This is a genomic window from Bdellovibrio sp. KM01, assembly GCF_013752535.1.
Lineage (GTDB): Bacteria > Bdellovibrionota > Bdellovibrionia > Bdellovibrionales > Bdellovibrionaceae > Bdellovibrio.
The window spans coordinates 3,169,001-3,194,551 of record NZ_CP058348.1; the positions used below are offsets into that span (position 1 = coordinate 3,169,001).

Sequence of the window (25,551 nt, forward strand, 5' to 3'; positions counted from 1 at the left end):
ATTCGATGGACCACCCCTGAGTTCATCGCTCGTTTTTGCGGAGAAAAGAAAATAAAAAAGCCACCCGTCGAGGGTGGCTTTTTTAGAGAGCGAGCGCGGAACGCGCCAGCCAGAATTTTTACCGTGAAACAAGCACGCTTCAAAAGTGGTCGAATCCAAGGCGGACCGACCGAATGAGCGCGCAGGCGTACTGCAGGTACGTCGGAGCGATCAGGCGATCGGTCCAACGCAGGAGGCGGCCGCTTTTCAAGCGTGCCTTATCTAAAGGCGGCTTTGTCCCAGTAGATGCCCATCCCACCCAAGTCTTCTTCGATACGAAGAAGTTGGTTGTACTTGGCGATACGTTCAGAACGGCACAAGCTGCCGGTTTTGATTTGGTGACAGTTCAAAGCAACCGCTAGGTCGGCGATGAATGTGTCTTCTGTTTCGCCTGAGCGGTGAGACATGACTGTTTTATATTTGTTTCTTTGAGCCAAATTTACGGCTTCGAATGTTTCTGTCAAAGTTCCGATTTGATTTACTTTAACTAGCAAGGCATTCGCGGCTTTTTTCTCTAGGCCCATGCGCAGGCGTTTTGGGTTTGTTACGAACAAGTCGTCGCCAACCAGTTGCATCGTATTGCCCATTTCGGATGTGCATTTTACCCATGAATCCCAGTCGTCTTCAGAGAAGCCGTCTTCGATAGTGATCAATGGATATTTTTCTGCCCATTTTTTGTAAACGCCCAATAGATCAGTTGGAGAGATCAACTCGCCGTCGAATTGGTATTTGCCGTCTTTGTACATTTCAGTTGCAGCAACGTCCAAGCCCAAGAATACGTTTTGACCTGGATCATAGCCCGCATCAACGATTGCGTTCATGATCAAATCCAAAGCTTCTTGGTTGCCAGACAATTTAGGAGCGAAGCCACCTTCGTCACCCACTGCTGTCGTCAAACCTTTTTTGCCCAAGATTTTTTTAAGCGCGTGGAAGATCTCTGCACCAGCGCGAAGAGATTCGGCGTATGAGTTGTTCACAGTTGGAACGATCATGAATTCCTGAATATCAAGACCGTTGTTCGCGTGCGCACCACCGTTCAATACGTTCATCAATGGAACTGGCAAGCGGCAAGCTTGAGAACCACCGATGTAACGGTATAAAGGAAGATTTACGTCAGCTGCTGCGGCTTTCGCTGCTGCCAAAGAAACACCCAGGATCGCATTTGCGCCCAAGTTTGTTTTGTTTTCAGTTCCGTCGATTTCGCGAAGAACTTTGTCCAAGTAAACTTGTTCAGTTACTTGCAGACCCAAGATTTCAGGAGCGATTTTTTCGCGGATGTTATCAACCGCTTTGAACACGCCTTTACCACCGTAACGATTTTTATCACCATCACGAAGCTCACAAGCTTCATGGGCACCTGTAGAGGCACCTGATGGAACTGCTGCGCGACCGATGTTACCTTCAGCTGTTGTTACTTCAACTTCAACTGTTGGGTTACCACGGCTATCAAGAATTTCACGAGCTACGACACTGATGATTTCAGACATGATGAGTACCTTCCTTCTCGGATTGCTTAGAGTTTATTTTTTTAACCAGTTCCATGCTGTTGAAAACGGTGCGCGGGTATTCCGTTTTTACGAACTCCCAGTCAACACGTCTCATGGCTTCTTTCACTGCAGGATTTGTTTTACCCTGGGAAGCCAGCATAGTGATCAATTGCTGAGCGCGCACCATGTAGTCATGCATACGTGCCAGATTTTGATTTAAAGAATACGCAGGAGATTCCACATCGAAACTCAAATGCGACAAAGAACCCTCGTGAGGAATCAATGAAGCTTTGCCTTCGATAGTATCTGCCGCTTCGATTTGGGCGGCCTGCTGCTGTCTTTGTTTTTCAAACGTACGAATTTTGTCTTCAAGATCGCCCACGTATTTTTGCAAGTCTTCGCGCTCACGCTGAGTGCGTTGCAAATCGTTGAGCAAGCTTTGGAACAAATCAGGGCTGACCTGATGACCGACGTTTTCATTTTCACTGAAGATCGTTTGCTGTTGTGTTGCCCAGCTCAATTTCAGAGTAATGCCGGACCATTCACAACGCGCCAAGGGTTGGCCGACGTAAACCGGCAAAGACTCGAATGCTGCCATCAGGTATGTCGTCACCAATGGATATTGTTCTGCAGGAAGTGGCAAATCGAAAGAGATGCTGACTTCGTCTTTGCGAAGATTATCGATCGGTGGTTTGGGAGAAATGAAATACGACAAGAACTGTTCAGGCTGATTAAAAATTTCCTGCGGACGAGGCATCATGCGCAACACACTGTCGAGCACTCCCCACGCACGCAATTCAGGTCCGTTATGTCCCGCACGAGTCAAAACATCGCCATCTTTTTTGAGCGGAAGTCGCAAACACATTTCCAGGAATTGCTCCATGTCAGGAGCGCTGATCCAGTAAGAAGAATCTCGCAACAACTCAACCGATAGATGAGTTTGTTCATAGAGGGGCGTAAGGTCTTCACCTTGCTCCTCAAGAACCGTCAAAACTGAGTTGGAGATCTTACAACTAAAGTGCACGCAAAAGTGATAGCCCAAATGCGAAGCCATTGAAATAACTATATTATGCTTAAACCAGTTGACGCGGATGGGTCAGAAAATCAACCAATCCTCTGCATTTTAGGGCCTCGCCATTATTTCGAAGAGCAAAGCACGATTCAGTGAGTCACGACATCGCGGGGAACACACCTTATGCGCGACGCGTCCGTAAACAGGACCTGGCACCTTTTAGGCGGCTTTATTGAATTTGGCTTTGGGGAAGGGAAGTTTGTTATCGATGATTTCTTCCATGAAGGTTGGAACATTTCCAGTCGCTTCCAACTTACCTTCAAGGGTTCCGTCGGGGCGACGTACTAAACGTCCCAGTTCAAATATTGGAACCACATCATAAGAACCATCGGGCAAGAAGCCACGAACTTCACTGATCGCACCGATGCGACGTGAACCGTCTCCGTAACGAGAGATTTGTACGATCAAATCAATTGCGGATGCCACTTGTTGACGAAGAGCACGCTCGCTGATTTTGCCGTCTCCACCTTGAGCCAAAGCTTCCAGACGCACGATCGCATCTTCAGGCGAGTTCGCATGCACAGTGCCCATGCAACCCTTGTGACCTGTATTCATCGCATTCAAAAGTTCAAGAGCTTCGCCAGAACGAACCTCCCCCACGATGATACGATCAGGACGCAAACGGAGAGCACTTTTCACCAGATCTTTGATCGTCACTTCACCTTTGCCTTGCGCATCGGCCATGCGAGTTTCAAACATCACCAAGTGTTCATAATCGACCTGCAACTCTGACGAGTCCTCGATGATCAACACTCGCTGACCTTTGGGAATACGCGAACACAACAGCGACAACAAAGTCGTCTTACCGGAACCGGTACCACCGCTCACGATAATGTTTTTTCCCAAAAACATCGCGATATCCAAAAAGCGCGCGCCGTCTTCGGAGATTGTGCCCATTTTGATGTAGTCATTGAAAGTAATTTTAGTGCTCGTAAATTTACGAATCGACAGAGTCGTACCCTTACGGGACATCGGTGGAATCACCGCCGCGATACGCGAACCATCCGGCAAACGCGCATCCAGACGAGGATTCTCGTCATTGATACGACGACCGACGGATTGTGCGATGGAGTTCACTGCGGCACGCAAGTCGTCTTCGGAAGGGAACTTTTCAGAAACCTTTTCGAGCTTACCTTTGCGTTCGACGAAAATTTCACTGGGACCATTCACCAGAATCTCGGACACACCCGGGTCATCAAGATACTTCACAACAGGACCGAGGTTCTGTTGAATAGTCTGCTTGAAAACGTTCGACTGGTCCGACATGGTTACACCCAATGTACTTGGTTTGCGTTTTTAGTTAGAAGCGGGTTTTCTGCCACCTGGGACAGAATTCGCATCCGAATAAATAATGAATTTACCTTGCACTGCTGTTTCAGGGCATTGGTAAGAGAAAATACCATCTGTTTTCGGCATCACATTGAAAGTCTTCTCTTCTCCAAACACAGTGTTATGGTGTTCAGAAAAGGCATCCAACACAAAGCTGACGTTTTTCTCTTTACCGTTCACGTTCACAACATGAATACGATAGTTGTTACCCTTTTTCAGGCGCACAGTCTCTGGTACAAAACCTTTTTCTGTGTTCATGATCACGATATCTTGAGTCGGCTCGACCGAGTCGAACACGTTGCTCAATATACTTACGGATTGATCTTCTTTGATGCTGGCAGGCAATCGATCTTCGTTCGTCACCTTGTTGAAATCAACCTGACGACGAGAAAAATCAACTTCCCAGGCATTTGCCACGCTGGTGATAAGCAGAGCTGTTACAAGACTAGTGCAAATCTTTACGGTCTTGGAATTCACAAAACTCACGAGCGACCTCCATAGCGATATAACTTACGGATCTTTGATCCATCATGTGTAGCTTCTGGATAAGTAGATCTTTGTCTCCACGGCAACCGTTGATGCTTTGGAAAGCTTCACTTAAAAGTGCTGGATTTGCCATCATCTCTTTTGTGACTTCCTGCCAATCCAATTTAAGCACAGGATCAATTGCGCCCACGCTGTAAAGTGCATCGAACATTACTTGTAAATCGCCTTGAAGAAACATTGAATCCTCCATCTGCTGCACTCTGATTTTTTAAATCAAAGTGGAGAGCGTCCTGCTCCCCGTTACCTATTGTTTCTATCGGTAGGAGTTCATTAGAACTTGAGTCAATTTGAGGCGATTTTCAGAGAGTTGAGGAGGTCTTTGTTTTGACGCTGGTCTCTGGTCAGAAAGTACCAGAGACCAGTCGGGTCGAGGGAAAATTTTGCCGGATTTAGAGTGGATCCGGCGAACTTATTTACTTCTTTTTCTTCTTTTCGTCTTTAGATGCAGCTGGCTTCTCTACCGGATTCTGCTCAAGCACACGCTTCGCCAAATCCGATGGTGAATCCCCTACTTTCATGCCACGAAGGCTACGCTCATTTTTTGCCTCTCGGGTCATTTCAATTTTTGCGTCGCGGATTTTTTCTAAAAGTTTGCGCTCAAAACCATTGGATTTTGCGTAAGGTTTAGATTCAGCAACGAAGTTTTCCAAAAAGACAGCGTACGTGTTTTGAATGACAGGTTTGACACCTTTAGGATGCTTAAGTGCATCAACGGCTTCATCAACCAGGATCGTCAACGCGTTCTCCCATTGATCCAATTCATCCAACTTCGTGCGCAATGGACCGACAACTTTATCAATCATGTCATCGGTGCCGTCAGGGCGCGAGAAAACCGCCTGAAGAGCTTCCTTCAACGGGACGTATTTCTCGTCATGAAGCTGTTCTGATTCCTGGATCTTTTCATTCACGAGCTCGTTCATCTGATCGAGATCTTTTGTCGCCAGGGTTGCGTAGTTTGCGATAAGACCGGCTTGTGCGTGAAGGCAAAAAGCGGTCACGAGTGTTGCTAAAATAAAATTTGGTTTTTTCATAGTTTCCAGTCTAAACACACAGAAACTTCACGCAAGTCCAATCACTTCATGCAGCACGGCAAGAATAGGGTACAGGACTTAGGTTCGGGTTTTTTTCCTTCCCTCGTGGAAAATACATGGCACAATGGGAGGGCTTTTGAGTTTTAACAAATTAAATTCCTTTATGGAGGCGACATTGAAAGCATTTAAATTAGCAGCAGTTTCAGCGTTGGCACTTTCCCTTGTGAACTGTGCTCCATCCGCAAAACAACTTAAAGAAGTGGTAGAAAAAGATCCAAGCATCGTTTTCGCAGCTATCGAAAAAGACCCTGAGCAATTCATCGAAGTGGTGAATAAAGCGGCTCAAGGTGCACAAAAGAAAGCTCAAGAAAAAGCTATGGCTGAAGAAGGCAAAAAGCGTGACGAAGAGTTCGCAAATCCTTTGAAACCAGCTATCGACGACAGCCGTGTATTCTTCGGTCCTAAAGACGCGAAAATCACAATTGTTGAATACTCTGATTTCGAATGCCCATACTGCTCTAAAGGTCACGCGACTGTTGATGAAGTTATGAAAGCGTACCCTAAAGACGTTCGCGTAATTTACAAGCACTTGCCTTTGGATTTCCATCCTATGGCGATGCCTGCAGCACGCTACTTCGAAGCAATCGCGATGCAAGACCATGCGAAAGCTGAAAAGTTCTATAACATCGTTTTCGAAAACCAAGGCGAACTTCGCACTAAAAAAGAAGCATTCTTGAAAGATGCTGCGAAAAAAGCTGGCGCGGACATCAAACGTGTTGAAAAAGATCTTAAAGACGAAAAAATCACTAAAATCATCGAAGCTGACATGGAAGAAGCTAAAAAATTCAACTTCTCCGGGACTCCAGGCTTCTTGATCAACGGCGTTTCCCTTCGTGGTGCGTATCCGTTCTCTGAGTTCAAAGACATTATCGACCGTCATTTGAAAACTGCGGCTAAATAGTCTCTTTGCACAAGGTGCACTGAAGAACCCACGGCTCACAAGGCTGTGGGTTTTTTTATTTGCAAAAGCGCAATGATCTTTCATGATTAATTTGCGTTTGCTCAATGACGAGCCCGCAGAGGAATCTGCAATGTCTTTAAAAGTAAAATTTCTGCTGATTGTTTCGGTTCTTTTAATCGCTTCTTCCGCGACTATCTTTTTCTTAAATCGCGAGACTTTTCTCTCTGACAAGCGCTCTTATGTCTATGCCAATGCCCTCGAGAGAATCGATGGAATCAGTCAAAACTTTAATCAGGATTTCAATACCAGTTTCGAAAGAATTCGCTCCGCACTTCAGCTTTTCGATGCCTCCACTCAACAGTTCCCTCCCCAGGTCAAAGCCCTCGCCAACAACCAAAAATGGGGTGATATTTCGATTTTTATCGCTCAAGACGGTTTCCCACTGCGTCTTATGGACGTTCTCGGAACACAAATTTCCACCTCGGAAGCGATCACCAACCGACTGACTTCCATGAAGGAAAATGAGCTCATCGTCGAAAACGACATTCAATTTCCTGACAAGCTCACGGTCCTGTTTCGTCAGGGTCCTTACCGAGTTTACGCAAACTTGCAATTCCCCTTTTTTAAGAATATTCAAAGCCGCAATGAAGTCGCCCTTTACCTGGCTAAAACCAATCAATGGTGGTTTCCCGCTTCTTCCAATGATGGTTTCAACTCCATCACTCCCCGCCTGAAAGAATTTTTTCAACAAAGCTCCAGTGGCGTGAAGGACATCGACTTAAATAATCGACGTTATCTGATGTCTTTCAAAAAACTGTCACAGCTGGATGTTTATGTTTTTGAAGTCTTCGATAAGAAAAGTATTTTCTCAGTTGTCGATTCCATCATGAACAAAACCTTGGCTGCGAGCTTGATCATACTGGTGATCGGCTTGGTTGCCGTCTTCCTTTCCATCGATAGTCTCACACAAAACTTGCTTCGCCTGGCAAATGCCATGAGTGAATTTTCAAAACATGGGACTGCGAAGCCTTTGAAAATTGCCAATAAAGATGAAATTGGGCAAATGGCGGGAGTTTTTAATTCCATGCAGAGCAAGATCGAAGGACTGCTGCAACAGACTCAGGAGAAAGTGCGAATGCAGGCGGAACTTGAGACAGCCAAAGAGGTTCAGACGACTCTGCTTCCGAAAATGAAGGTGGAAACAGAGGCCTATTCCCTGAAAGGATATTATCACCCCGCTTCGGAATGTGGTGGCGATTTGTGGTTTCATAACTGCGCCGAAGATAAAATTTTTGTATTTATCGGCGATGCAACCGGACACGGAGTTCCGGCTGCTTTGATCACGGCAGCGACTCGTTCCATCTTGTCCTTGACGGTAGATGAAAAAATCTGGAGCCCGGGAAGAACTTTGGGTCGAATCAATCAAGTTCTGTGTGACGTCGCCAAGGGAGAGAAAATGATGACCGCTTTTGCCGCCACAATCGATTTGAAAGCGGAGAAAATCACTTACGCCAATGCCAGCCATGAACAACCGCTTTTACTTCCTTTAAGTGAAGAAGGACGCAAGTTCAAAAAATCAGATATCACCTTGCTGGGCGAAGTAAACGGCAAGCGACTGGGACACGAGAAAGACACCGTGTACGAGGAGATTTCAACTGACTTCAAATTAGGCCAAACTCTTTTTGCCTATACCGATGGTTTGACTGATGCCGAGAACACCAAGAAAGAACAATTCGGCGAGCGCACCGTATTTAAGTTGGCAGCGGATGCTTGCACAAAAGGATCTCAGCGAAGCCTTCACGATCAAATAGCCAAACGGATTGTTGAGTTCACGCAGGAAATCGAACAACCCGATGACATCACTTTCCTTAGCCTTCATTTGCGCGAATCTTAGTCACTTTGATGGCTCCATCAATCAGATCAGTCATGGTGATGGAGCGATACTCCAAGATCGTTTCAATTTGCAGGCAAATTTTTCTGCGGGTCTCGGCCGTGATTTTTTGTGAAGGAATCATGGCCATATCACTTAGCTCTCTCTCTAAAATCATCGCTTTTTTCTCTGGCAATGCCGACAAAGCGGCGTTGATAACAGGGCGTTGGCAACGGAAAAATGCTCCGTAAAGCATTTCCACTTCAAACAGCCCCAATACCTCAGACAGAATGTCTCCTGGTACCAATGCAACGTCTTCAAAAATCAAAATCGAACGACGAACACGCTCCAACTCCGCAGGATTTTCCACCGCAAACAGTGTCAGAATATTCATTTCTTCCTCTGGTGACATACCACGGATGACCTTTGACAAGACTGTGGCGCCATCCACCCTCGGCTCTGGCTTCAGACGGATTTCGCTGACACGTTGTTTGAATGCTTGAATCACAGACTGCAAAACGTCATGAGGAATCTTTTCAATGCGAGAGAGCTCACCCATCACGCGGATTTTCTTATCTCCTTCCAGAGTTGCCAATATACCCGCTGTGACTTCTGACGGCGCATGCAAACACAGTATTGCAATATTTTTGGCACTTTCTTTCTCCAGGATTTGGGTTCGTTGATCATCACGCAATTTTAAAACGAAATTAAACGGACCGGCTTCGTCTTCAGCCATTTCGTGTTCGATGTAAGAAGCAAGCAAGGCACGATAAGTTTCTCGCACGCCTTTTTCAATTTGCGCTGGCAACGGATCACCAGAGCGCTCTTTAACCGAACGCCCCATCCGAGCCCAAGCCATGGCTGGAATTTCTGTAAAAAGATGCTTCGCTGTATCCCAACCGATAAAGTCCATCAGGTAAGTTGTATTTTCTTCGGCTCCTTGCAAGCAATACTCGGCAATGGCCCGAGATGCCATTTGAGGATATTGAGTTCCAATTTGAATGACGTGCTGGCGCACACTTTCCAAATCCATATCCCAAACCATTTCTTCTGATTTGGCAGCGACCACTGGATCTGCGGGTGCACTTACCACAGGCGGAACAACTTCCGGTTTTGAATCTGGTTTGTCATCAGGTTCATGGATGTATTCATGGTTTTCTTTGATGTCTTTCTTCGCATCTGCATTTTTACTGCGTCTCCAAACTGCAAACATCAATCCGGCAACCGCTAACAGAGACAGAATTACCACCAGCACCCACGTTTTCCACGTCAACTCTGGCAACTGTTTCGGTGGCTCTTGAACTTTGGGATCCATGGGCAATTCGATGCGACGGATATTTACGGCGTCACCGGCTGTGGAATCCAAATGGAGTTTAGAGACCAATAGATCACGGATCACCTTTTCCACTTCCGGAGAAACATTGCGCGACAAAACCACGCTGATGTCGGTCTTGGCTTTCATTTCGTGAAGCTTATTTGCAGCCATAGGAGCCACCGGCACATCACCCATCATCGGCATACCTGGAAGATATTGAAGCTCTGCTTCCTCATGAAACTCTTTCAGCTTCTTTTCATCTCGATCCAATTCCACTGAAACAACCAGAGTATACTCCGTGGGACGAAGAATTGTATTCAACACCGAGCGGGCTCTGACCTCGTACAGACTTTCCAAGGAGCCAATTTCTTCGATATACTGGGCTTTCACAACCAGGGACGAAAGCACAAGTGCCAGAACTAAAAAAACGTGCTTCATTTAGCGCCTCCTGAAATGGTCAATAAAGAAAGGGCCATGCTTTTGGTCTCGGGATAACGCGACTGATTGGCAATGCGCTGGACATCGGAGCGATACTTATCGACAACGTTCAACTCGCGAACCCCCACTAAGAAAGCATCTTCCGCATTTTCACTATCGTACGAATTTTTTGCCAAGGATTCCAAATGGCTGCTCAGATCTTCCTTAATCAGTTGATGACGAATTACCAACTGTTTAAAAATCATCGCGCGATATTGTTGCGGATAAGATTTAAAGTTCTTAGCCACTTCATTCCATAACTCGGCCGCTGCTTTTGCATCCCGCATTTGAGCAATCAGCACAACGCCCTGATAGGGATCTTGTTTGGACGTGATTTTGTCGCGAACGATCTTTCGACCTTTTTCAGGCAAGGGATTCAGACGCAACAACGTTTCCCCCACGATGTCTCTTTGATTTCTTTGACCTTCGGCTGTCGCTACGCCATAGAAATGTGACAGCGCATTTATCGTCTCCTCGGGTAAGGAACTAAACTTCAATAAAACTTTAGACGCATAACTAAGAGCCTGAGCCTCCGGGCCCAATACCGGCTTTTCACGCTTGCCCATCATGTATTCTGCAATGGCAACTTGTAGCCCCTGTAAAGACTGTTTGTCCTCGGGTTTCCACTCAGGTTTGGTCACATCAAGAATATAAATACTCGCCTGAAAAAATGAGATATTGTCCTGGACATTCTTATTCAGCCCAAACATCGAACGCAGTTGTACAAAGTCTTTTGCTTTCCAGGCTTTTCCAACAGGAGAATCCAAATGGGTTTTTAAAGCCATTCCCGCGTTGAGCTGTGCCGCTTTTAGGACCTCAATGCCACCTTCATGAGTTACTCCTGTCGTTTTCACAACCGCCCGATCCTTACGAAGCAAATATCCAGCGGCAACGGCAAGTCCAATCAAAACAATTCCCGATACTAAAACATTTGTCTTTTTCATAATCACTCAAAGCCCACAAAGCGCAGGCCAGCAAAAAGAGTCATAAATTGATAACTGACACTGTCTTCTTCACTCGAGGCGGTCAAACTGCTTCCCAAAGCCACCTGTCCCACCAATAGCATGTTGGACATTACCGGGATCTCGACCCCGCCCCGCACACTCAAATCCAGTAACGACGCATTTAATTTATCCACGGCCAAATTACTTAAACCTAAATTCATCGCGATAAATGGAGTCGAACGCCACACCTTCGCCTGTGTGCGACTGTCCAACACCGTACGCATTCCGTTCACACCCATTAAATAGTAACGAGCACCAACTGCAATTCGCGTAAAGGGCAATTGCAATCCCCCGGCGTCAGTGATTTCCATAAATGACAATGTCATGGCCGTATTAATGGAGGGATTATTGATGCTGTAATTTACTTCCACCGTCGTAGAAGATTCCAATGACTTAGAAGCCTCTAAGCGAGAAAAGTCGTACTGCAGGCTCGTGATCCCCAGACTGGCATCCCAATCTGATGTCATATACGCCCACGCTGGACTTGAAACAAAAAGTACAACAAGAATCCCCCAGAGTTTATACATCATCGGACCTGTGTATCTCGGCGACGCTTTTCTATCTCAACATTAGAAGCAGGATATCTCATCTCTGCACCTGTTTGCGGAAGCGGTGCCATTCCTAAACGTTTATAAACATCAGACAAATATTGATACGCTACTTTATTATAGGGATCGATCTTCAGGCAGCGCTCCCAAGCGATCTTGGCACCTTCAAAGTCCTTCTGCAGATATTTGATGGAACCTTTCAACAGCCACGCATTGTTGGAGTACTCATCCATCGTGAGGGCTTTGTCTACTTCTGCCAGGGCCTGTTTATAATCACCCTTCATGATAGATTTCTGACCTTGAAAAATAAGTCCAACCACCCGTTCACTGCGATCACGATCTTGAGTGGGCATGCCGCCGGATAAACGCGGCGAGAACAATGCATCTTTATAAAATGACGATGTATTTTCCAACAAGGCCACACGTAATTTCAGCTCGGCGAGGTCTGCTAACAAATCTTCCATCTTTTTGTCTTCAGGTTTTTTCTTGTCATCCGGTTTTGGCGGCTGTTGATCCTGTTTTTTATCGTCGTTTTTAGCTAGCTCTTCGGCCTTCTTTTCCTCATCAGACAAGGGATCCAGACGGGCTTGCACGGCAATACTTTCACCTTCATTGACCTTCACCATGACTTCTTTGGTACGATAGTTTTGCTTTTCAAAGATCAGGAAGAAGACATCACCCAGTTTTGATTCCTCCTGAATATTCAGCGGAGAAATTCCCAGTAGTTTTTTTTCATTCGTCTGCATATCCTTAACGTAAACCTTTGAACCTTGAGGATAAGATTTAATGGAATACTTTCCCGCGCAGGCCGAAACCAACACTGACGAAAGAACAAGGAACAACATTTTCAGTTGTTGTCTTAGAAACATTTCCATATCCTCCATGACATGTGAAACTGATTGAAGCGGCTCGCTGATTTCATTCTCCTAACCAGAGAGGAAAAAAACATATTCTATGAAACCATTCTTCACTTTGGTCCTAATCTTACTGTTCGGTGATGTTTCGGGTGCTAGTATTCAGGCGCCGATGCTGAAAGCAAAGCTCTCCATGTACAATACAACCGTATCTGCCGGAGAGTTGGTGCATGATGAAACTTTGGGCAGCATGATGACAATTCAACCAACGCTGTTGTGGGATATACCCTCCATGAATTCGCGTGTGGGCGTTCACTATATTCTTGATATCAATAGTAAATACGGAGCCACTCCGATCTCAGGAATCGGACTCAGTGGCTACTACTATTTTAAAGGATTGTCTTCGGCTTATGAAATCAGCCCAGACGAAGTATTACTGCAGAAATCTCGTCCAGGAATATTTACCTTCGCAAGCTTTACTCCGGTGAACTTCAATCTGAATAAACTGGATAAAAGTGATCCAAATCAATCGTTTTCTTTCAGTGCCCTGGTGTATGAATTTATTCTGGGCGCCGGTTTTGAATACCCTTTAAAACCAAACTCCTTGCTTTCATTCGAGCTTTCAATGAGAGAAGGCTCCTCAGCCTCGAATGACCTTTCGGTCAAGTATTCGGGATTTGGAGCCTCCTTGGTATTCTCGACTTCGTATTACTGAGCTTTTTGCTCGTAACTCTTAGTTTTTGTTTCGAGAGCCTCGATTTGCTTCTCGAGCTTTTGTAACTGTTGTTCTTTACGCTTCTGCTCAGCCTGTTCACGGTATTTGCGCTGAGCTTCTTCGAACCGAACCTTGGCGAGTTTCATCTTATCCTGAAGCTCGTTTTCTTTCTTCTGGCGTTCCACTTCTTCTTTAGTCAGCTGCTTCTTAAACTGTTGCTGCTGCAGGCGATAAGCCTCTTCCGGATCCATCAATTTCACTTGAACGACCACCCGACGATTGGCAGCCTTGTTGATTTCAAGCGGATTTCCCTGAGCATCTTTTTCAGGAGCCACAGGATGAGACGAACCAAAACCAACAGCCGCCAAGACATTCGAACTCAGACCACTTTCTTCAAAGTATCTGACCACAGAGCTAGCTCGCATGGATGAAAGCTCCCAGTTTGATTTAATCACGGAGCTTTGCATAGGATCGCCATCGGTATGACCTTCGACGCTGATTTTCTCAACACTTGGAACCGTTCGCAACGCCGCCACAACTTGGCGCAAAGCTGGTTTAGCAGCGTCTTTCAACTCGGTCGCACCCGATTCAAAAAGAACATTGCCTTCGAATTTGAGTTGCAGAGTATTGTCAGAGCCTTTCGAGATCTCGACACCTTTCATTTCTCCTGAACCCAGCAAAGCCGTTTTTAGCTTTTGCTCTGCCTCGAGAACCGTGCTGATTTCCTTGATGTTACCGCCAAAGTATTTAGCGACTTCTTTACGAACCAAATCGAAGCGCGTGTTATCAAAACGAGAGAGCGAATACATCAAAACGAAGAAACCAAACAACAAAGTCATCATATCGGCGTAACTGACCAGCCAGTTGGATTCGTCGTGAGCACTGCTGTGCTCCTGACCATGTTCATCATCATGGTGACGACGATAATTGCGTTTATGCGCGCCCATCTAAGCCACCTTTTTCAACGAACCAACATCACCGCCGTCTTGTCTTTGTTGCGGAGGCAAGAAAGACTTCAAATATTCTCGGATAAACATCGGGTGCTTCTTTTCATGAATCAGCAAGACACCTTCTTTAATAATCTCACGCAACGTCAAGTCCGCTTGAGAAACGCTGGAAAGTTTTTCCGCAATCGGAAGCAACACTAAGTTGGCTGTTAACAGACCATAGAAAGTTGCAACCAGAGCTGTGGCCATAGCTGGACCGATGCGATCCTGAGCTCCGGGCTCACCCAGTGTTTGCAAAAGAGAGATCATCCCCAACGTCGCACCCAACAAACCGAATGCTGGCGGGAATCTGGAGATCGTCTGCCATACTTTGATTTCATCAGCATCACGTTTCTTTTTACCACGAACGGCATTATGCAAGATTTCATCTAGCTCTTCATGATTGAAACCGTAATCTAACAAAAGATGGACACCGTCTTTGAGGAAAGGATGGTCCGTAGGCTTCATCATAGTTTGAAGAGACTTAGGATCCTTGCGATATGACTCTGATAGCGTCACGATTCTTTCAATCGACTCATTATAGTTGATGGCACGTTCGCGACCGAAGTACTTGCGAGCGATAATTTTCAGCGCGCTCCAAAGACTTTTAAAGTTGAAACTCATCAAAGCCACTGTAATCGTACCACCGATGACCAGGGCGATCCCGTGTGGATCCGCAAAAACTTTTGGGTTTTTTGCACTGTCCATGATCGCAAAAGCTGAAATACCTACCGCAGCAATTAATCCCAGTAATCCTGCAAAGTTCATAGCGCCTCCAAATAGAGCTCGAAATATTTACATACTAAATCGTAAGAAGATTTGATTCGCTGAACTGTACCTAGGCTTAGATTTCCAAATTACCTCACGATTGCTTTTTCGAAAACGTACTTCGCATTTATACTAAGAGCATTAGCAAGGATGAAATTCATGACCGTAGCTATCACAATCGTTTTTATCGCTGTTTGCCTCGTAGAAATCGTTCTTATAACCAAAGAAGTTCACCGAACATCAACGAACACTTTGTCGAAAACTGAGTCTCCAAAGCTTGTCAGTGAGACTCAAGTCCTCGCTGAAAAACTGGCAGTTACCACTCAGAAATTGGAAGAGGCGCAAAGAGAAATTCAAGGTATCAATGTGCTTTGGAATAGAAGCTTACAGGTAGAACAGCGCCTACGGGCTGATCTCGAAATTGCAAAAGTACAACTGACATATCTGGCTCAAACGCTTTTAAAAGTTAAAGCCGGTAAAACACAAACGGCTTACTGGACTGAAAATGAAAAAGCATCCGAGCTCGTCCAAAAGGATTTCATGTAAATCAATCATTTGCATTCGATGACCGAATATCCCGCTCCGTCTTTGGTGTTCGCTGCTAACAGATGACGCTGTCCCGGTAATACCACCCACATCTGCTGATGCGCCAAAGAGTTTCTTAAAAATGGATCGTCAATCTCGTAACTCTGCTTGGTACCTTCTGCCGTCACGTGTGTTAGGAGAAATTTATCAAAGAAATAGTAGCTCTTATAGCGCTCCGCCACCCAATAGCCATTTACTTTTTTTGATTCCTCTAACGAATAATCACCACGAAAGGCTAAAGGCTCCGCTGTCATGATGAAGGGAGCATCCGCCCGATTGTTAGCCAAATCAGAGAGCTTATAGAGCTTCCATTGTTCGGTGCGATCCAACCAGCCACTGACTTTAACGCCGAATACGTTTTCTTTGCTTACTACGAAATCAGCAAGACCGTCTTTTAGTGGCGATAATGGCAAGGGATCCAATTTGAATTTATCGACCGCCACACTATAGAGACTCAGCGTGCCTGAAATTCCAGAAGAAAAGCCCATCAGGCCGTCGTCCACGCGTAAACGTGCATGGCGATTTTCCGCAAGTTGATTACACTGCCCCACACTCAAACTGCTATCCGGGTCCACTACCATCAAAGTGTCAGGAGAACGACCCACTCCTTTGGGAACATAGTCCGACAGACGTCGTAAATCATAAAAACCAATTTGGCCCTTGGCGTTTGCAAAGACGACATTATCGCGATTCACTCGTTGAATGCGAACATCCTCTGACCAGTTGCCCGTGCAAAGCCCCAAATTGGATTTTTCCAAAGCTTTGCTCTTATTTAAGTTTACGGCAACGATTTGTCCAAGGTTGCTGCGAATAAAGGCCCAGTCTTTGTTTGTTCCCGCCAACTGAAACTCTCCCGCACCTGAATTCTTTAACGAACTGGCATGACGGGCATTAAGATCCCAATAAGGCTGTGCATCTTCGGCAAACCCCATTTTTCCAATAAGCCATCCGTCTTTATTTTCAGTCAGACCCGCAATCATATACTGACCATCCGGATTGATATACAGATGGGTCAATAAACCCATTTTTTGATCTCCCACCTTGATTGGCCCGGAGTATTTAACCTGGCACTGTAGAGGCACACCTGCACTCTTAGGCAAGTTCTCAAACAAGGTCACAAACAGCAGGACCAACGACAAAAATATCGCTGAGAACACCGGAACTTTAATCGACAAAGGAATCTTTTTTACTTTATTCATAGCAGTCACTTCTTAACCTTCGAGCACTGAAGCTTCACAACTTCCTTGTTTGAGCCCATAATGATGTCTTTAAAAATACATTTATCATCGACACGAATTTCATAAACGCCCTTACCCAGAACCAGCGGGAAGTTCGTCACGTGATTTCCCATCATGATGCCCCGGTTACCGAAGACATAGATTCCCTTAACCTGAGGATCCTCGACATAAGCGACACCGGCTTCCTCGATGGTATATTCGTATTCCGCATTCGGCACCACGAGGTAGTTATTCACGACTTTTTCATAAAAAGGATCTCGGTAAAATCGGAAGTTCCATTTTCCTGGTGGCAATGACACAACGGCGTCACTATTAAAGCGTTTGACCACCTTACGGTTTTTATTCAGAAGTTCCACCTTCATCAAGCCGTCAATAAAGTTCGCTTTAAACTTGGCTTCGCCCTTCACTTTCAAGGTCACCTTTTTATTTGGTGGAACTATAAATTCCTTAAAGCGATATTTCGGTTTCAGATTCACGACCGCATAATACCTGCCCGGAGGAACCTGAATCCCATAAGACGCCTGGAATCGACGGTAGATCTCATTGGGAGTTTCAGCACGGAACAACATCACGGTTGCTTGCGGCTCCGGGCTGTCGACAAATAGATTCTTATTGGGATTCAAATCTTTATCTAGGTCTTCAAACATTTTATCCAATTGTTCCTCATCATCAGCCTGATGAAGATCGCCGATACATTTTAGCTTTTGCAAAGTTTCTTGTTGCCCTTGCAGCCCAAATGCCACGACAAAGAACTTCAAATCCACATTCTTATTTTTGAACTCTTCAGAAAGCTTGCAGGGATCTTTGCCACAGGTTTCCTCTCCGTCCGTAAAGATTACCACACGCTTAGGACCATCGTACTTTTCCAAATCCTTATAAGCCTCTTTCATTGAATCATAAAGAGGTGTCATGCCCACCGGATCCATTGACTTCACCATGCCCTCGATAAGACCCAACTTGGCATTACCAGGAGGGATTGCCAGATAGTTGTCCTTACAATCTTTTTTGCGACGTGAGCCAATGACTCGCATGCCACTGGAAGTTTTTTCCGTCCACTGAGAAACCAAATAACGGGATAAGAGCTTCTTCATGACAAAGATTTTGGTTTTCTTGCCTGTGAGAATTTGTCCCATCGATCCGGAACTGTCGATAATGTATTCCACCAAAGGTGTCGGTACACCCTGCAGCTCGCCCAGATCCGCAGTTCCCTGTTCACTGACGGGAATCTTCGATGGATCATAGTCAAACTTGTCCAAGTCTTCGGCACCAAATGCCGAAGTGACAGAAAATCCCAATAAAAGAGTCAAACAAAGGGCTTTAATCATCATCTTGTCTTCATAAGTTTGCTGACGAAATCATCTAAACGGAGACCTAACATCACTTTGAAATACGACTGACTTTCGCTGTAGGATTGCCCCGCGGGAATGACATAAGCTCCATCGGGTGCGCTCTTGGTATCTCCAGAGAAACTCATTTCTGCCTGGGATAAACCATAACTGACGTCCAGCGAATAACGTTTCAACCATGGAATAAATGGAACATAGAACAAGGCCGTTGCACCCACCTTGATTTCCATCATGGTGCCCGACGAGGCGCCGCCGCGACTTACGGAACCATCGGTTACGTTATAACTCAGGAAATAGTTCATATCGCAATAGACACGGTTTAACTTCCAACCCAGCCCTTTTTCCGTCTTATATAAATTGTCCGAGAAGAGATAATGAAAGTTCACTCCCAATCCCAACCCGGAAGACTGCGAGGATAAAACATACTCATCCTCGTTCGTCGTAATAAATTTATTCCCGAGGGAGATCAGCTTTAATGTGGGACGTAGTTCTTTCCAAATCGGCAGCATGCGATAGTGCAACGACATGCGTGTTTCTTCTGACGTCGTGGGACGATCTTCGCGATAGTAGGATTTCACCGGAATCCCCGCACTAGAAGATTGATACTCGATACCGTATCTCCACAGCATGTCGATATACCAAAGAAAATGCATCTCAGTGAATTTGAAGTCATAGACTTTGTATTGATTCGCCTGATTGGGAGACTGACTTTCAAAATGCCCCTGATAAGTTCCCATTTCAAAAATCATATACCCTGGCTCATAGGGATCTGCTTGCTCAATAATAGGAACATCCGGTGGCTGAGGGAAAAGAGGATCATCTGGCGGAGGTTTCAGTTTCGACAAACTGACAACCCAGTCCCGAGCTTTAGGAATTTTAGAAATAGAAGGGCCTTCCATAACAACCAATAGCTCATTGTTCTGAACGGTTTCAGCGGCTCCACGGGCAATCACCTCGACGTCATCGCCCTGAACACGCAGGACGACCACCAAGTCACCCACGGCAACGCGATTGCTGCGAGCCAAAAAGACCACGTCGTCCATCACGCGACGAACGGGAACTGCATTCTTTTTGATGAAGTCGATGTTGATCCAGCTACTGGCCAAGGCCAGTTCGCTAAGGCAAAAAGACATCCATGTTGCCATCATTAAGATGATAAAAATCCTTTTCATCTATTTTGCTCTGAAAACCTTTCCTTTGCTTCGGCTGATCAATAAGATCTGCCCGGAATCGTAACTCGCAATACTTGAGATCGGCGCCGGTGCGGCACTCACGTAAACGTGATTGTCGTTAAGATCAATTGTGAAAACTTGGTTGGCGCCTTCCATCGTTCCGATCAACAGACGATCTGCCGCCCTTAAAACCAAACGTCGACCGGCACCAGGGACGTCAAATGCCGAAGCGTTCAATTCGTTTACCCCGATATACTGCATACTACCCGTGGTCGGTGTTGAGGAACTGCCATCAGGGAATGTCACGACTCCACCTGTACCGCTTAACAGTGCATAGACGCGGTTGGTGACGGAATCATATACAACATCCGTCGGCTTACAGTCTTCATGTCCTGTCACGCCATCAAATACCGGCAACGTGGCGACCAATGAAGGAGTTCCTCCACTGCGGGCTGCCGTCACACTGAAAACATAAATTTTGTGAGAAACAGACGGAGTCGTCTGTTGCGTGGTCACATACAAGCGATCAATGGCCCGATTCAACGTCATACCTGTGATCTTTGAAGTTCCAAAACTGTACACCATCTTAGGGTTGTCTGGCGTCAGATAGTCGTAATACAAAACGTTCTGTGAATCAGAGGCATAGAACGTATAGGCCGAGTCCATCGAAGCCGTGATACGCGAATCTGAATAAAAAGGACTGGTATAAAGCTGAGTTGGACAGTCACCGGAACATTTATTGCTGCCGCTAAGTGTGAGTGCGGTTAGATCTCCGTTGAGGATATGCAAAGCTTCGGTCGTCAGTCCGAAAGGACCACCGCGCGCGACCTGCGACGTCATCAACATATCATAACCAGTTCCCACAGGGTTGATCGCCACGCGACGAGTGGAGGCACCTGTCAACCATGGCAATGACTCCGTAAAGTTCCATGGTGGGATTGTCACGGTACCATTCGGTTTAGCGACCACTCCATTCACGCTCAACAAATCCCACAGGAAGTGCTTGGTAAATGAACCCGACAAATAACTTCCGTAAATGATCAAATGATCCTGATAGCTTGTCCCTTGAGAGATACCATAAGGAATTTCGCCACTCCAAGTGACATTCAAAGGAGTCGTGGCCGGCAAACTTTCCGTTCGAGCCGCCGTTAAATCAAAGATCGATTCTCCCAGGAGATAAGTATTTTTAACTTTCACATTCCAAGTTCGTGAAACGGTATAGTTACCATCCGTCACGTCCACTCGAACCGAGAATTCCCCGGCAGTTTTAGGCCCACTGCCGTCCACGTCAACTGAACCATCCGTATCCAATGGTTTGAAAATGTAAGAAGGCCCTTCGTCATATTTCAATACGTCATTCACATACCAGCGATAGAACAAAGTATCATTAGTATTTGGATCCGTCGCATTTACCAAAAAGTTCAATGAAGCTTTTTCGGAAATCAAAACTGAATCTGAGGATGGAATGACTGAACTAATCACTGGCGGCTCTTCCAGAGGAGAAATCGCACTTTGAACTTTCAGATAAAAGTGAGCGGCATCCGTTTCTCCCGTGACGGCGTCACGAACCTGAACACGGACCAGGCTGCCAGCGCCATTGGTCGACGTCAAATCGGTCGTATAGTTTGGAACCCAAGAAATCACTCCCGTTGTGGGATCAATACACATGCCATTTATTTCGCCACAGGCGCGAGGAGAATTTAAAAGCGAATACTCCAGTGGATTCTTCTGCGAGTTGTTCACCAGCACTTCATATCTGAATGGATAGGAACCCATACTCGCTGCGGTTTGGGGCATAAAATGAATTGGAATATTACTGATATCCACACGAGGACTGACCAAGAATACCGGCGCGACAACTGTGATTTGCAATGGGGCCGAACTGATGGCACGACTTGAAGTAATTCCGTCACGGTCCACATCCCCATTATCACTCACATCCAATTCGGCAGAGTAAACACCGATGTGACCACGTTGCGGACACCATTCCATTTGATACTTCTGACGAAGGACACCCGATACCAGCTCCGGTGAACCCACTGGACTGAATTTAGGCACCGCAAGATCGGTATTCAGAACACCACTGCTGTAGCATGGACTCACCGTACGATTTTTATCGTAGGAGCTATCAAATGCCACTAATTCAGAAGCAAATGTTGTCGTCGTCGCATGACAAATATAGGGATCAGAAGAACCCGAATCCAAAACAGCATTTTGCAAAGGATTCCCATTGCTATCACGGCAAATGGATAGCAACGTCGAAAACGTGCCTCCCTGAGGAATATAAGCATCATTATCGTAAAGATAGAATTCCTTTTTTACATACGTATCGGCAAAGACTCGAACCTGATTGTCCGTCGCCATTTGCCCAATAGAAGGAATCTGATTTTTATTGATCACACGAATTTTGTAATAACCATAAATCGTTTGCGTTAAATCCGGTGAGGACTTGGCATCATAGATCTTCATCTTGACAACAAATCCCGCCGCACCAGAAAACTTTTTAGATTCCTGATCCGTTGGTGTCCAAGAAATTCGCGCCGTCGTTTTACTTCCTGCCGTTGCTGTGAGGTCTTCGACCTTATCCACGCTCACACTCAGACCCGCAGGTCGCGTAACCCAGGTATTGGTTTTCAAATCATAAACTTGAGGATCCAATTCAAAATTAGTCGTCTTAAGTTCAATCCCTTTGTTGGTATCTTTAGTATACAGATTGTAATATCCGGCGACGCCTTCTTCGTAGTCTCCCAGGTAAACTGGATTCGAAGTCGATGCACCCAGGCCAGCACTAAAGGTCGTAAAAGAACTGTCTGTCAAAATAGACGGATGATTGATCTCATTGACCACCAAAGTAATATTCGTCGTCCACGATGCCGCCGACGTCCATGTATCAGGATTTCCTTTATTCATGATCTCATTGACCGTTAATTTGAATGAGAATGTTCCTGACAAATCCGCTGTCACCGGGTGATAGCGTAAATAGCATTTATTGGTGTTAAAATACTTACGCCCCGAAGATGGATGCGTCGACAATAAATTCGATCCGGAAACTGGCACACACTTGTTCGTACAAGTCGTTCCGGCATTTCCAGGATCTCGGCAAAGATCCCACGTCCCCGTCGGAGCCGTTCCTGATGCGGCAATACTATAGGAATAGGTATCGCGGCGATCATATGGATACCAATAGTTCGTAATTCCATAAAGAGGATTCGGCACTTCAGAGTAGTTATCTGATACCTCAATCGCTCCGTTGGTCAGCTCTACACCCTCGTAAGCTTGAATCACAGGATCGGTGACCAATTTTGAAGCCACATTCAAGTGAGTGTAATTATAGGTCACGGTCTTATAAGCTGGATAACCGATATTATTGGTTCGGCGAACCCAAACACCTGTAACAGAAGCTGTGCCCGCATTCATCGTCACTGCACTCATTGTTTCATAAAGAGTGCGATTGGCTGTCATAATTTTTGTACCAACGGGCAAAGTAAAAGACGTCGTGGTACTTGTCCGAGTAAAGTTCACCAGGCCTTCCATATCAAAGGACGTCGGATTCGTGACCTTTAATGTCGCCGCTGCAGCAGGCAAGGTATCATAGAAAACATTAATCGTATTAACCGCAGGCTTTTCACCATCCAAAGCACGAACTGTAAATTTACGTGCCGTCGGCGTAACAAAGTTCGGTTCCACAAACAAGGACGTCATGTCATAGTTTGCCAGTTTCGAGACTGTTTTTGCCGTAAAGGTAAATCCCGTCGGCTGACTTGGCGCCGGAGAAGCATAAGCTATTGTCAGAGGCGTATTTGCAGGGATTTCTGTATAAAGACGCCACACCGGCACCGTAACAGACAGGGTGCCAATCGGCATCACGACCGCGGCCGGCACTTCGAACCTGGCGCTATTCACAAACGGAGATCCCGAAGATTCGGCTGTCTTCACAACCGTACCCGCAGGAATTGTTAAGGCCACCGTCGCCGTAGCGCGAGTGAAAGTGACGGTTCCTTTTAAATCGATTGCGGCAGAGTTCGTAACACTCAGACCCGCGATTGCACTTTCGAATACCGTGATTTTGCCGGCAGGAACATCCGTCGTATCTGGAACCACCGGCACATAAAGCAGCCAGTCCTGCGGTTGCACCACAACGTCATAATAAGTTTTAAACTTTTGAATATATCCTGCAGCAGTCGAAGTCAGAACTGTGCCTTTTTTTATCGTTGTCGCGGCAGTCGGTCTGCCCGTCAGTGTGTTGGAGCGCTCAAAGGTCACGTACCCAGCTCCACCCCACCATTCCGTGTCCCAACGTCCACGCACACACAGTGTTCCGGAGTTCTTACGATAGGTCGGCTCAGTTTGAGTGACATTTTGTTTTAACAACAGAGGTTGCGAGGTTCCGCAATCGGTAAGAAGTTTCAAAAAGTCATAACTTGAATTAGCCGCAAAGCCAAAAGCCTCAACCCATAAAGATCCACCGTCTTTATCTGAGCTTGTGAAATTCGTGTTCGTGCCGGCAGAAACATAAGTCAACGCAGCCGAGACATCCGATCCGCCCAAGCACGGTTTGGTATTTCGATCCTGGGACGTAAAGTTCAGTGTGATTGCGGAAGCAGTTCCGCCGTGATTGTCTTTTGCTACGACAATGAACGTACCGGTTTTCACTGCATGAGTCGGTTTCCAATCATAGGTATAGCGGATGCCACCCGCAATCGCTGTTTCTGAAACTTTTGTCATATAAGAAGTCAACGTCCCAGATGTCGCGATTGAAACGACATCCGCTGGTGTAGGGGGCGGCGTCACTAAATTATCTGGATCGACAATATCGAAATAAAAACGATAAGGCGGAACTCCATCGGGAACCTCCAGCGCACAGTAATCATATTCATAGGGATCATTGTAGACGACTTTAGCACCTGCTGTTCCATCCACCAGATAAGGTGCCCGGTTGCTGTCGCCAACATTCAAATTCAAAGTCGCAATCGTAATCCCGGATGATTCATCGGTGAAAGCCAAGGCTACTGTGGCTGATTTTTTCAATGCGTCACTATTAGTTGGCGTCCAACGCAATTCAACTTCGTTCAAACCATCGATTTGAGCTGGCGCCGCGACACCGTTGATGGTGATCGGTCCGGAATCAACGATCGGCTCCAAGGAAACAGATACTTTTTCTTTATCTGGATCCTTATAGGTAATTTTACAGATCCATTCCTTATCTTCCAAGGCATCCAAGGAACAAGTATGAGAATATTCAGGACGACGATTTACATTCGTCACAAACACATTCCAATTAATGCGCGTAACCTTACCCCCATCGGAGAAAATCACCGACATTTGGTAAGGATCAACACGGCCTTGTTCAAAATCAGGAATCCACTTCACAACGCCATCTTCGCTGGCGAGGGGTTTGTTTTCAAAAGCCCAGGCATAGAAAACTTCATCGCCATCTGGATCGCGAGCCGCAGCTCTCATGAGTAGCGTCGCCATTTCATTGACACTTTGGTCTACCTGTTTTGTCGTCGCTTTATCGTCGACTATTGGAGGACGGTTATCGAAGTTAAAAGGATATGGTTCCGCCGCAATATCCCCGTTGCTGTCAAAGTCGAACTTGATGTTGAAAGTTTTAAGAAACGTTAAAAACTGCGGATCGCTCGACAAACCATTGCGCACGAATCGGTATAGCAGGTCCGGGCTGAAATCGCTGGCAATTCCAAATAGCGCCATACGCTCTTTGCGGAATGCAATCACGGCTTCAGTAATTTGTTGAACTTCTGCATACGTATAGGAACTTAATGCGCGATCTGGGTATGAGGACAACAGCGAGAATACCAAAGTCGAATCCATATCGACCTTATTCACGACATCGGGGAAGACAATCGCATACCAAGGCGTAGAACGATACTCCATGACCACTTTGGCGACCGCTGAAGACGTTAAGATCAAATTTTTCGGTAAGATCTGACGGATCAAATCAGGTTTTACATCCGTCGTCATGTCCATCAGATTGCGGGTTTTTTTATCTGCAGGCAGATACTCGGCTAAATACAAAGAATAGTGATTTTCACCGACGATATTCACCGTACTCATATCCAATTGAATCAATCCACCCGGCGGAATGACAATAGCCGAAGACGAGCTTGTCTCTTCAAGACAGCCCCCCAATGAAAGCACGGCAAGGAATATCAGCAAGTAACGTCCTATCACAAAACCCTTCCCCATA

General features: G+C 45.9%; 20 protein-coding genes. 4 read left to right on the top strand and 16 right to left on the bottom strand.

Going from position 1 to position 25,551, the window contains the following annotated elements:
• Window positions 1–257: 257 nt before the first annotated feature.
• The 6 genes from eno to HW988_RS15335 all read right to left on the bottom strand — a co-directional run bounded on the left by eno (window position 258) and on the right by HW988_RS15335 (window position 5,504).
• Window positions 258–1,526, bottom strand: coding sequence for a phosphopyruvate hydratase (gene eno / locus HW988_RS15310; RefSeq protein ID WP_181605057.1), 1,269 nt, complete (start codon window positions 1,524–1,526; stop codon window positions 258–260).
• Window positions 1,519–2,580, bottom strand: a complete 1,062-nt coding sequence (locus HW988_RS15315) for a hypothetical protein (RefSeq protein ID WP_255490051.1) — start codon at window positions 2,578–2,580, stop codon at window positions 1,519–1,521. The genes eno and HW988_RS15315 overlap by 8 nt, the downstream gene beginning before the upstream one ends.
• A 177-nt stretch (window positions 2,581–2,757) precedes the next feature.
• Window positions 2,758–3,864 (bottom strand): CpaF family protein, encoded by a 1,107-nt coding sequence (locus HW988_RS15320; RefSeq protein WP_142701345.1) that lies wholly within the window; start codon window positions 3,862–3,864, stop codon window positions 2,758–2,760.
• 30 nt (window positions 3,865–3,894) lie between these two features.
• The gene (locus tag HW988_RS15325; protein ID WP_246845695.1) at window positions 3,895–4,413 is read right to left on the bottom strand and encodes a cupredoxin domain-containing protein; all 519 of its coding nucleotides are present in this window, start codon (window positions 4,411–4,413) and stop codon (window positions 3,895–3,897) included.
• Entirely contained in the window at window positions 4,373–4,651 is a 279-nt protein-coding gene (locus tag HW988_RS15330) for a cytochrome (RefSeq protein WP_142701346.1), read from the bottom strand. Before HW988_RS15330 ends, HW988_RS15325 begins: the two co-directional genes overlap by 41 nt.
• 235 nt (window positions 4,652–4,886) lie before the next feature.
• Window positions 4,887–5,504, bottom strand: coding sequence for a hypothetical protein (locus HW988_RS15335; protein ID WP_181605058.1), 618 nt, complete (start codon window positions 5,502–5,504; stop codon window positions 4,887–4,889).
• Window positions 5,505–5,640: 136 nt separating this feature from the next.
• Here HW988_RS15335 and HW988_RS15340 point away from each other — a divergent pair, with 136 nt between their 5' ends.
• Window positions 5,641–6,465, top strand: a complete 825-nt coding sequence (locus tag HW988_RS15340; RefSeq protein ID WP_255490052.1) for a thioredoxin domain-containing protein — start codon at window positions 5,641–5,643, stop codon at window positions 6,463–6,465.
• Window positions 6,466–6,547: 82 nt separating this feature from the next.
• Window positions 6,548–8,359 (top strand): SpoIIE family protein phosphatase, encoded by a 1,812-nt coding sequence (locus HW988_RS15345; RefSeq protein WP_181605059.1) that lies wholly within the window; start codon window positions 6,548–6,550, stop codon window positions 8,357–8,359.
• Here the strand turns inward: HW988_RS15345 and HW988_RS15350 are convergent.
• Genes HW988_RS15350 through HW988_RS15365 form a run of 4 tightly spaced genes read right to left on the bottom strand, consistent with a single transcriptional unit; the run spans window position 8,334 to window position 12,548 of the window.
• Window positions 8,334–10,088, bottom strand: coding sequence for a hypothetical protein (locus tag HW988_RS15350; protein WP_181605060.1), 1,755 nt, complete (start codon window positions 10,086–10,088; stop codon window positions 8,334–8,336). The genes HW988_RS15345 and HW988_RS15350 overlap by 26 nt on opposite strands.
• Window positions 10,085–11,071 (bottom strand): hypothetical protein, encoded by a 987-nt coding sequence (locus tag HW988_RS15355; RefSeq protein ID WP_181605061.1) that lies wholly within the window; start codon window positions 11,069–11,071, stop codon window positions 10,085–10,087. The genes HW988_RS15350 and HW988_RS15355 overlap by 4 nt, the downstream gene beginning before the upstream one ends.
• A 2-nt stretch (window positions 11,072–11,073) precedes the next feature.
• A complete protein-coding gene (locus tag HW988_RS15360; RefSeq protein ID WP_255490053.1) occupies window positions 11,074–11,598 on the bottom strand; it encodes a hypothetical protein in 525 nt (174 codons plus the stop codon).
• 59 nt (window positions 11,599–11,657) lie between these two features.
• Window positions 11,658–12,548 carry a M48 family metallopeptidase gene (locus HW988_RS15365; protein WP_255490054.1) on the bottom strand — a complete coding sequence of 297 codons (891 nt, stop codon included), beginning with the start codon at window positions 12,546–12,548 and terminating at the stop codon, window positions 11,658–11,660.
• Between the two features lie 85 nt (window positions 12,549–12,633).
• On the opposite strand from HW988_RS15365, the gene HW988_RS15370 reads away from it, so the two are divergent.
• Window positions 12,634–13,248 carry a hypothetical protein gene (locus HW988_RS15370; RefSeq protein WP_255490055.1) on the top strand — a complete coding sequence of 205 codons (615 nt, stop codon included), beginning with the start codon at window positions 12,634–12,636 and terminating at the stop codon, window positions 13,246–13,248.
• Here HW988_RS15370 and HW988_RS15375 read toward each other — a convergent pair.
• Complete coding sequence (locus HW988_RS15375; RefSeq protein ID WP_181605062.1) at window positions 13,242–14,195, bottom strand: OmpA family protein; 954 nt, start codon at window positions 14,193–14,195, stop codon at window positions 13,242–13,244. The genes HW988_RS15370 and HW988_RS15375 overlap by 7 nt on opposite strands.
• Complete coding sequence (locus HW988_RS15380; RefSeq protein WP_255490056.1) at window positions 14,196–15,002, bottom strand: motility protein A; 807 nt, start codon at window positions 15,000–15,002, stop codon at window positions 14,196–14,198. It abuts the gene before it with no gap.
• 159 nt (window positions 15,003–15,161) lie between these two features.
• Here HW988_RS15380 and HW988_RS15385 point away from each other — a divergent pair, with 159 nt between their 5' ends.
• The gene (locus HW988_RS15385) at window positions 15,162–15,548 is read left to right on the top strand and encodes a hypothetical protein (RefSeq protein ID WP_181605063.1); all 387 of its coding nucleotides are present in this window, start codon (window positions 15,162–15,164) and stop codon (window positions 15,546–15,548) included.
• A 5-nt stretch (window positions 15,549–15,553) separates the two neighbouring features.
• On the opposite strand, the gene HW988_RS15390 is transcribed toward HW988_RS15385, so the two are convergent.
• The 4 genes from HW988_RS15390 to HW988_RS15405 are packed head-to-tail and all read right to left on the bottom strand — an operon-like array spanning window position 15,554 to window position 25,550.
• Window positions 15,554–16,786: a hypothetical protein gene (locus HW988_RS15390; RefSeq protein WP_181605064.1), complete on the bottom strand. Its 1,233-nt coding sequence runs from the start codon at window positions 16,784–16,786 to the stop codon at window positions 15,554–15,556.
• Window positions 16,787–16,791: 5 nt separating this feature from the next.
• Window positions 16,792–18,153, bottom strand: a complete 1,362-nt coding sequence (locus HW988_RS15395) for a VWA domain-containing protein (protein ID WP_181605065.1) — start codon at window positions 18,151–18,153, stop codon at window positions 16,792–16,794.
• On the bottom strand, window positions 18,150–19,343 hold the full coding sequence (locus tag HW988_RS15400; RefSeq protein ID WP_255490057.1) for a hypothetical protein: 1,194 nt from the start codon (window positions 19,341–19,343) through the stop codon (window positions 18,150–18,152). The genes HW988_RS15395 and HW988_RS15400 overlap by 4 nt, the downstream gene beginning before the upstream one ends.
• Window positions 19,344–25,550, bottom strand: a complete 6,207-nt coding sequence (locus HW988_RS15405; RefSeq protein ID WP_255490058.1) for a hypothetical protein — start codon at window positions 25,548–25,550, stop codon at window positions 19,344–19,346.
• Window position 25,551 lies beyond the last annotated feature (1 nt).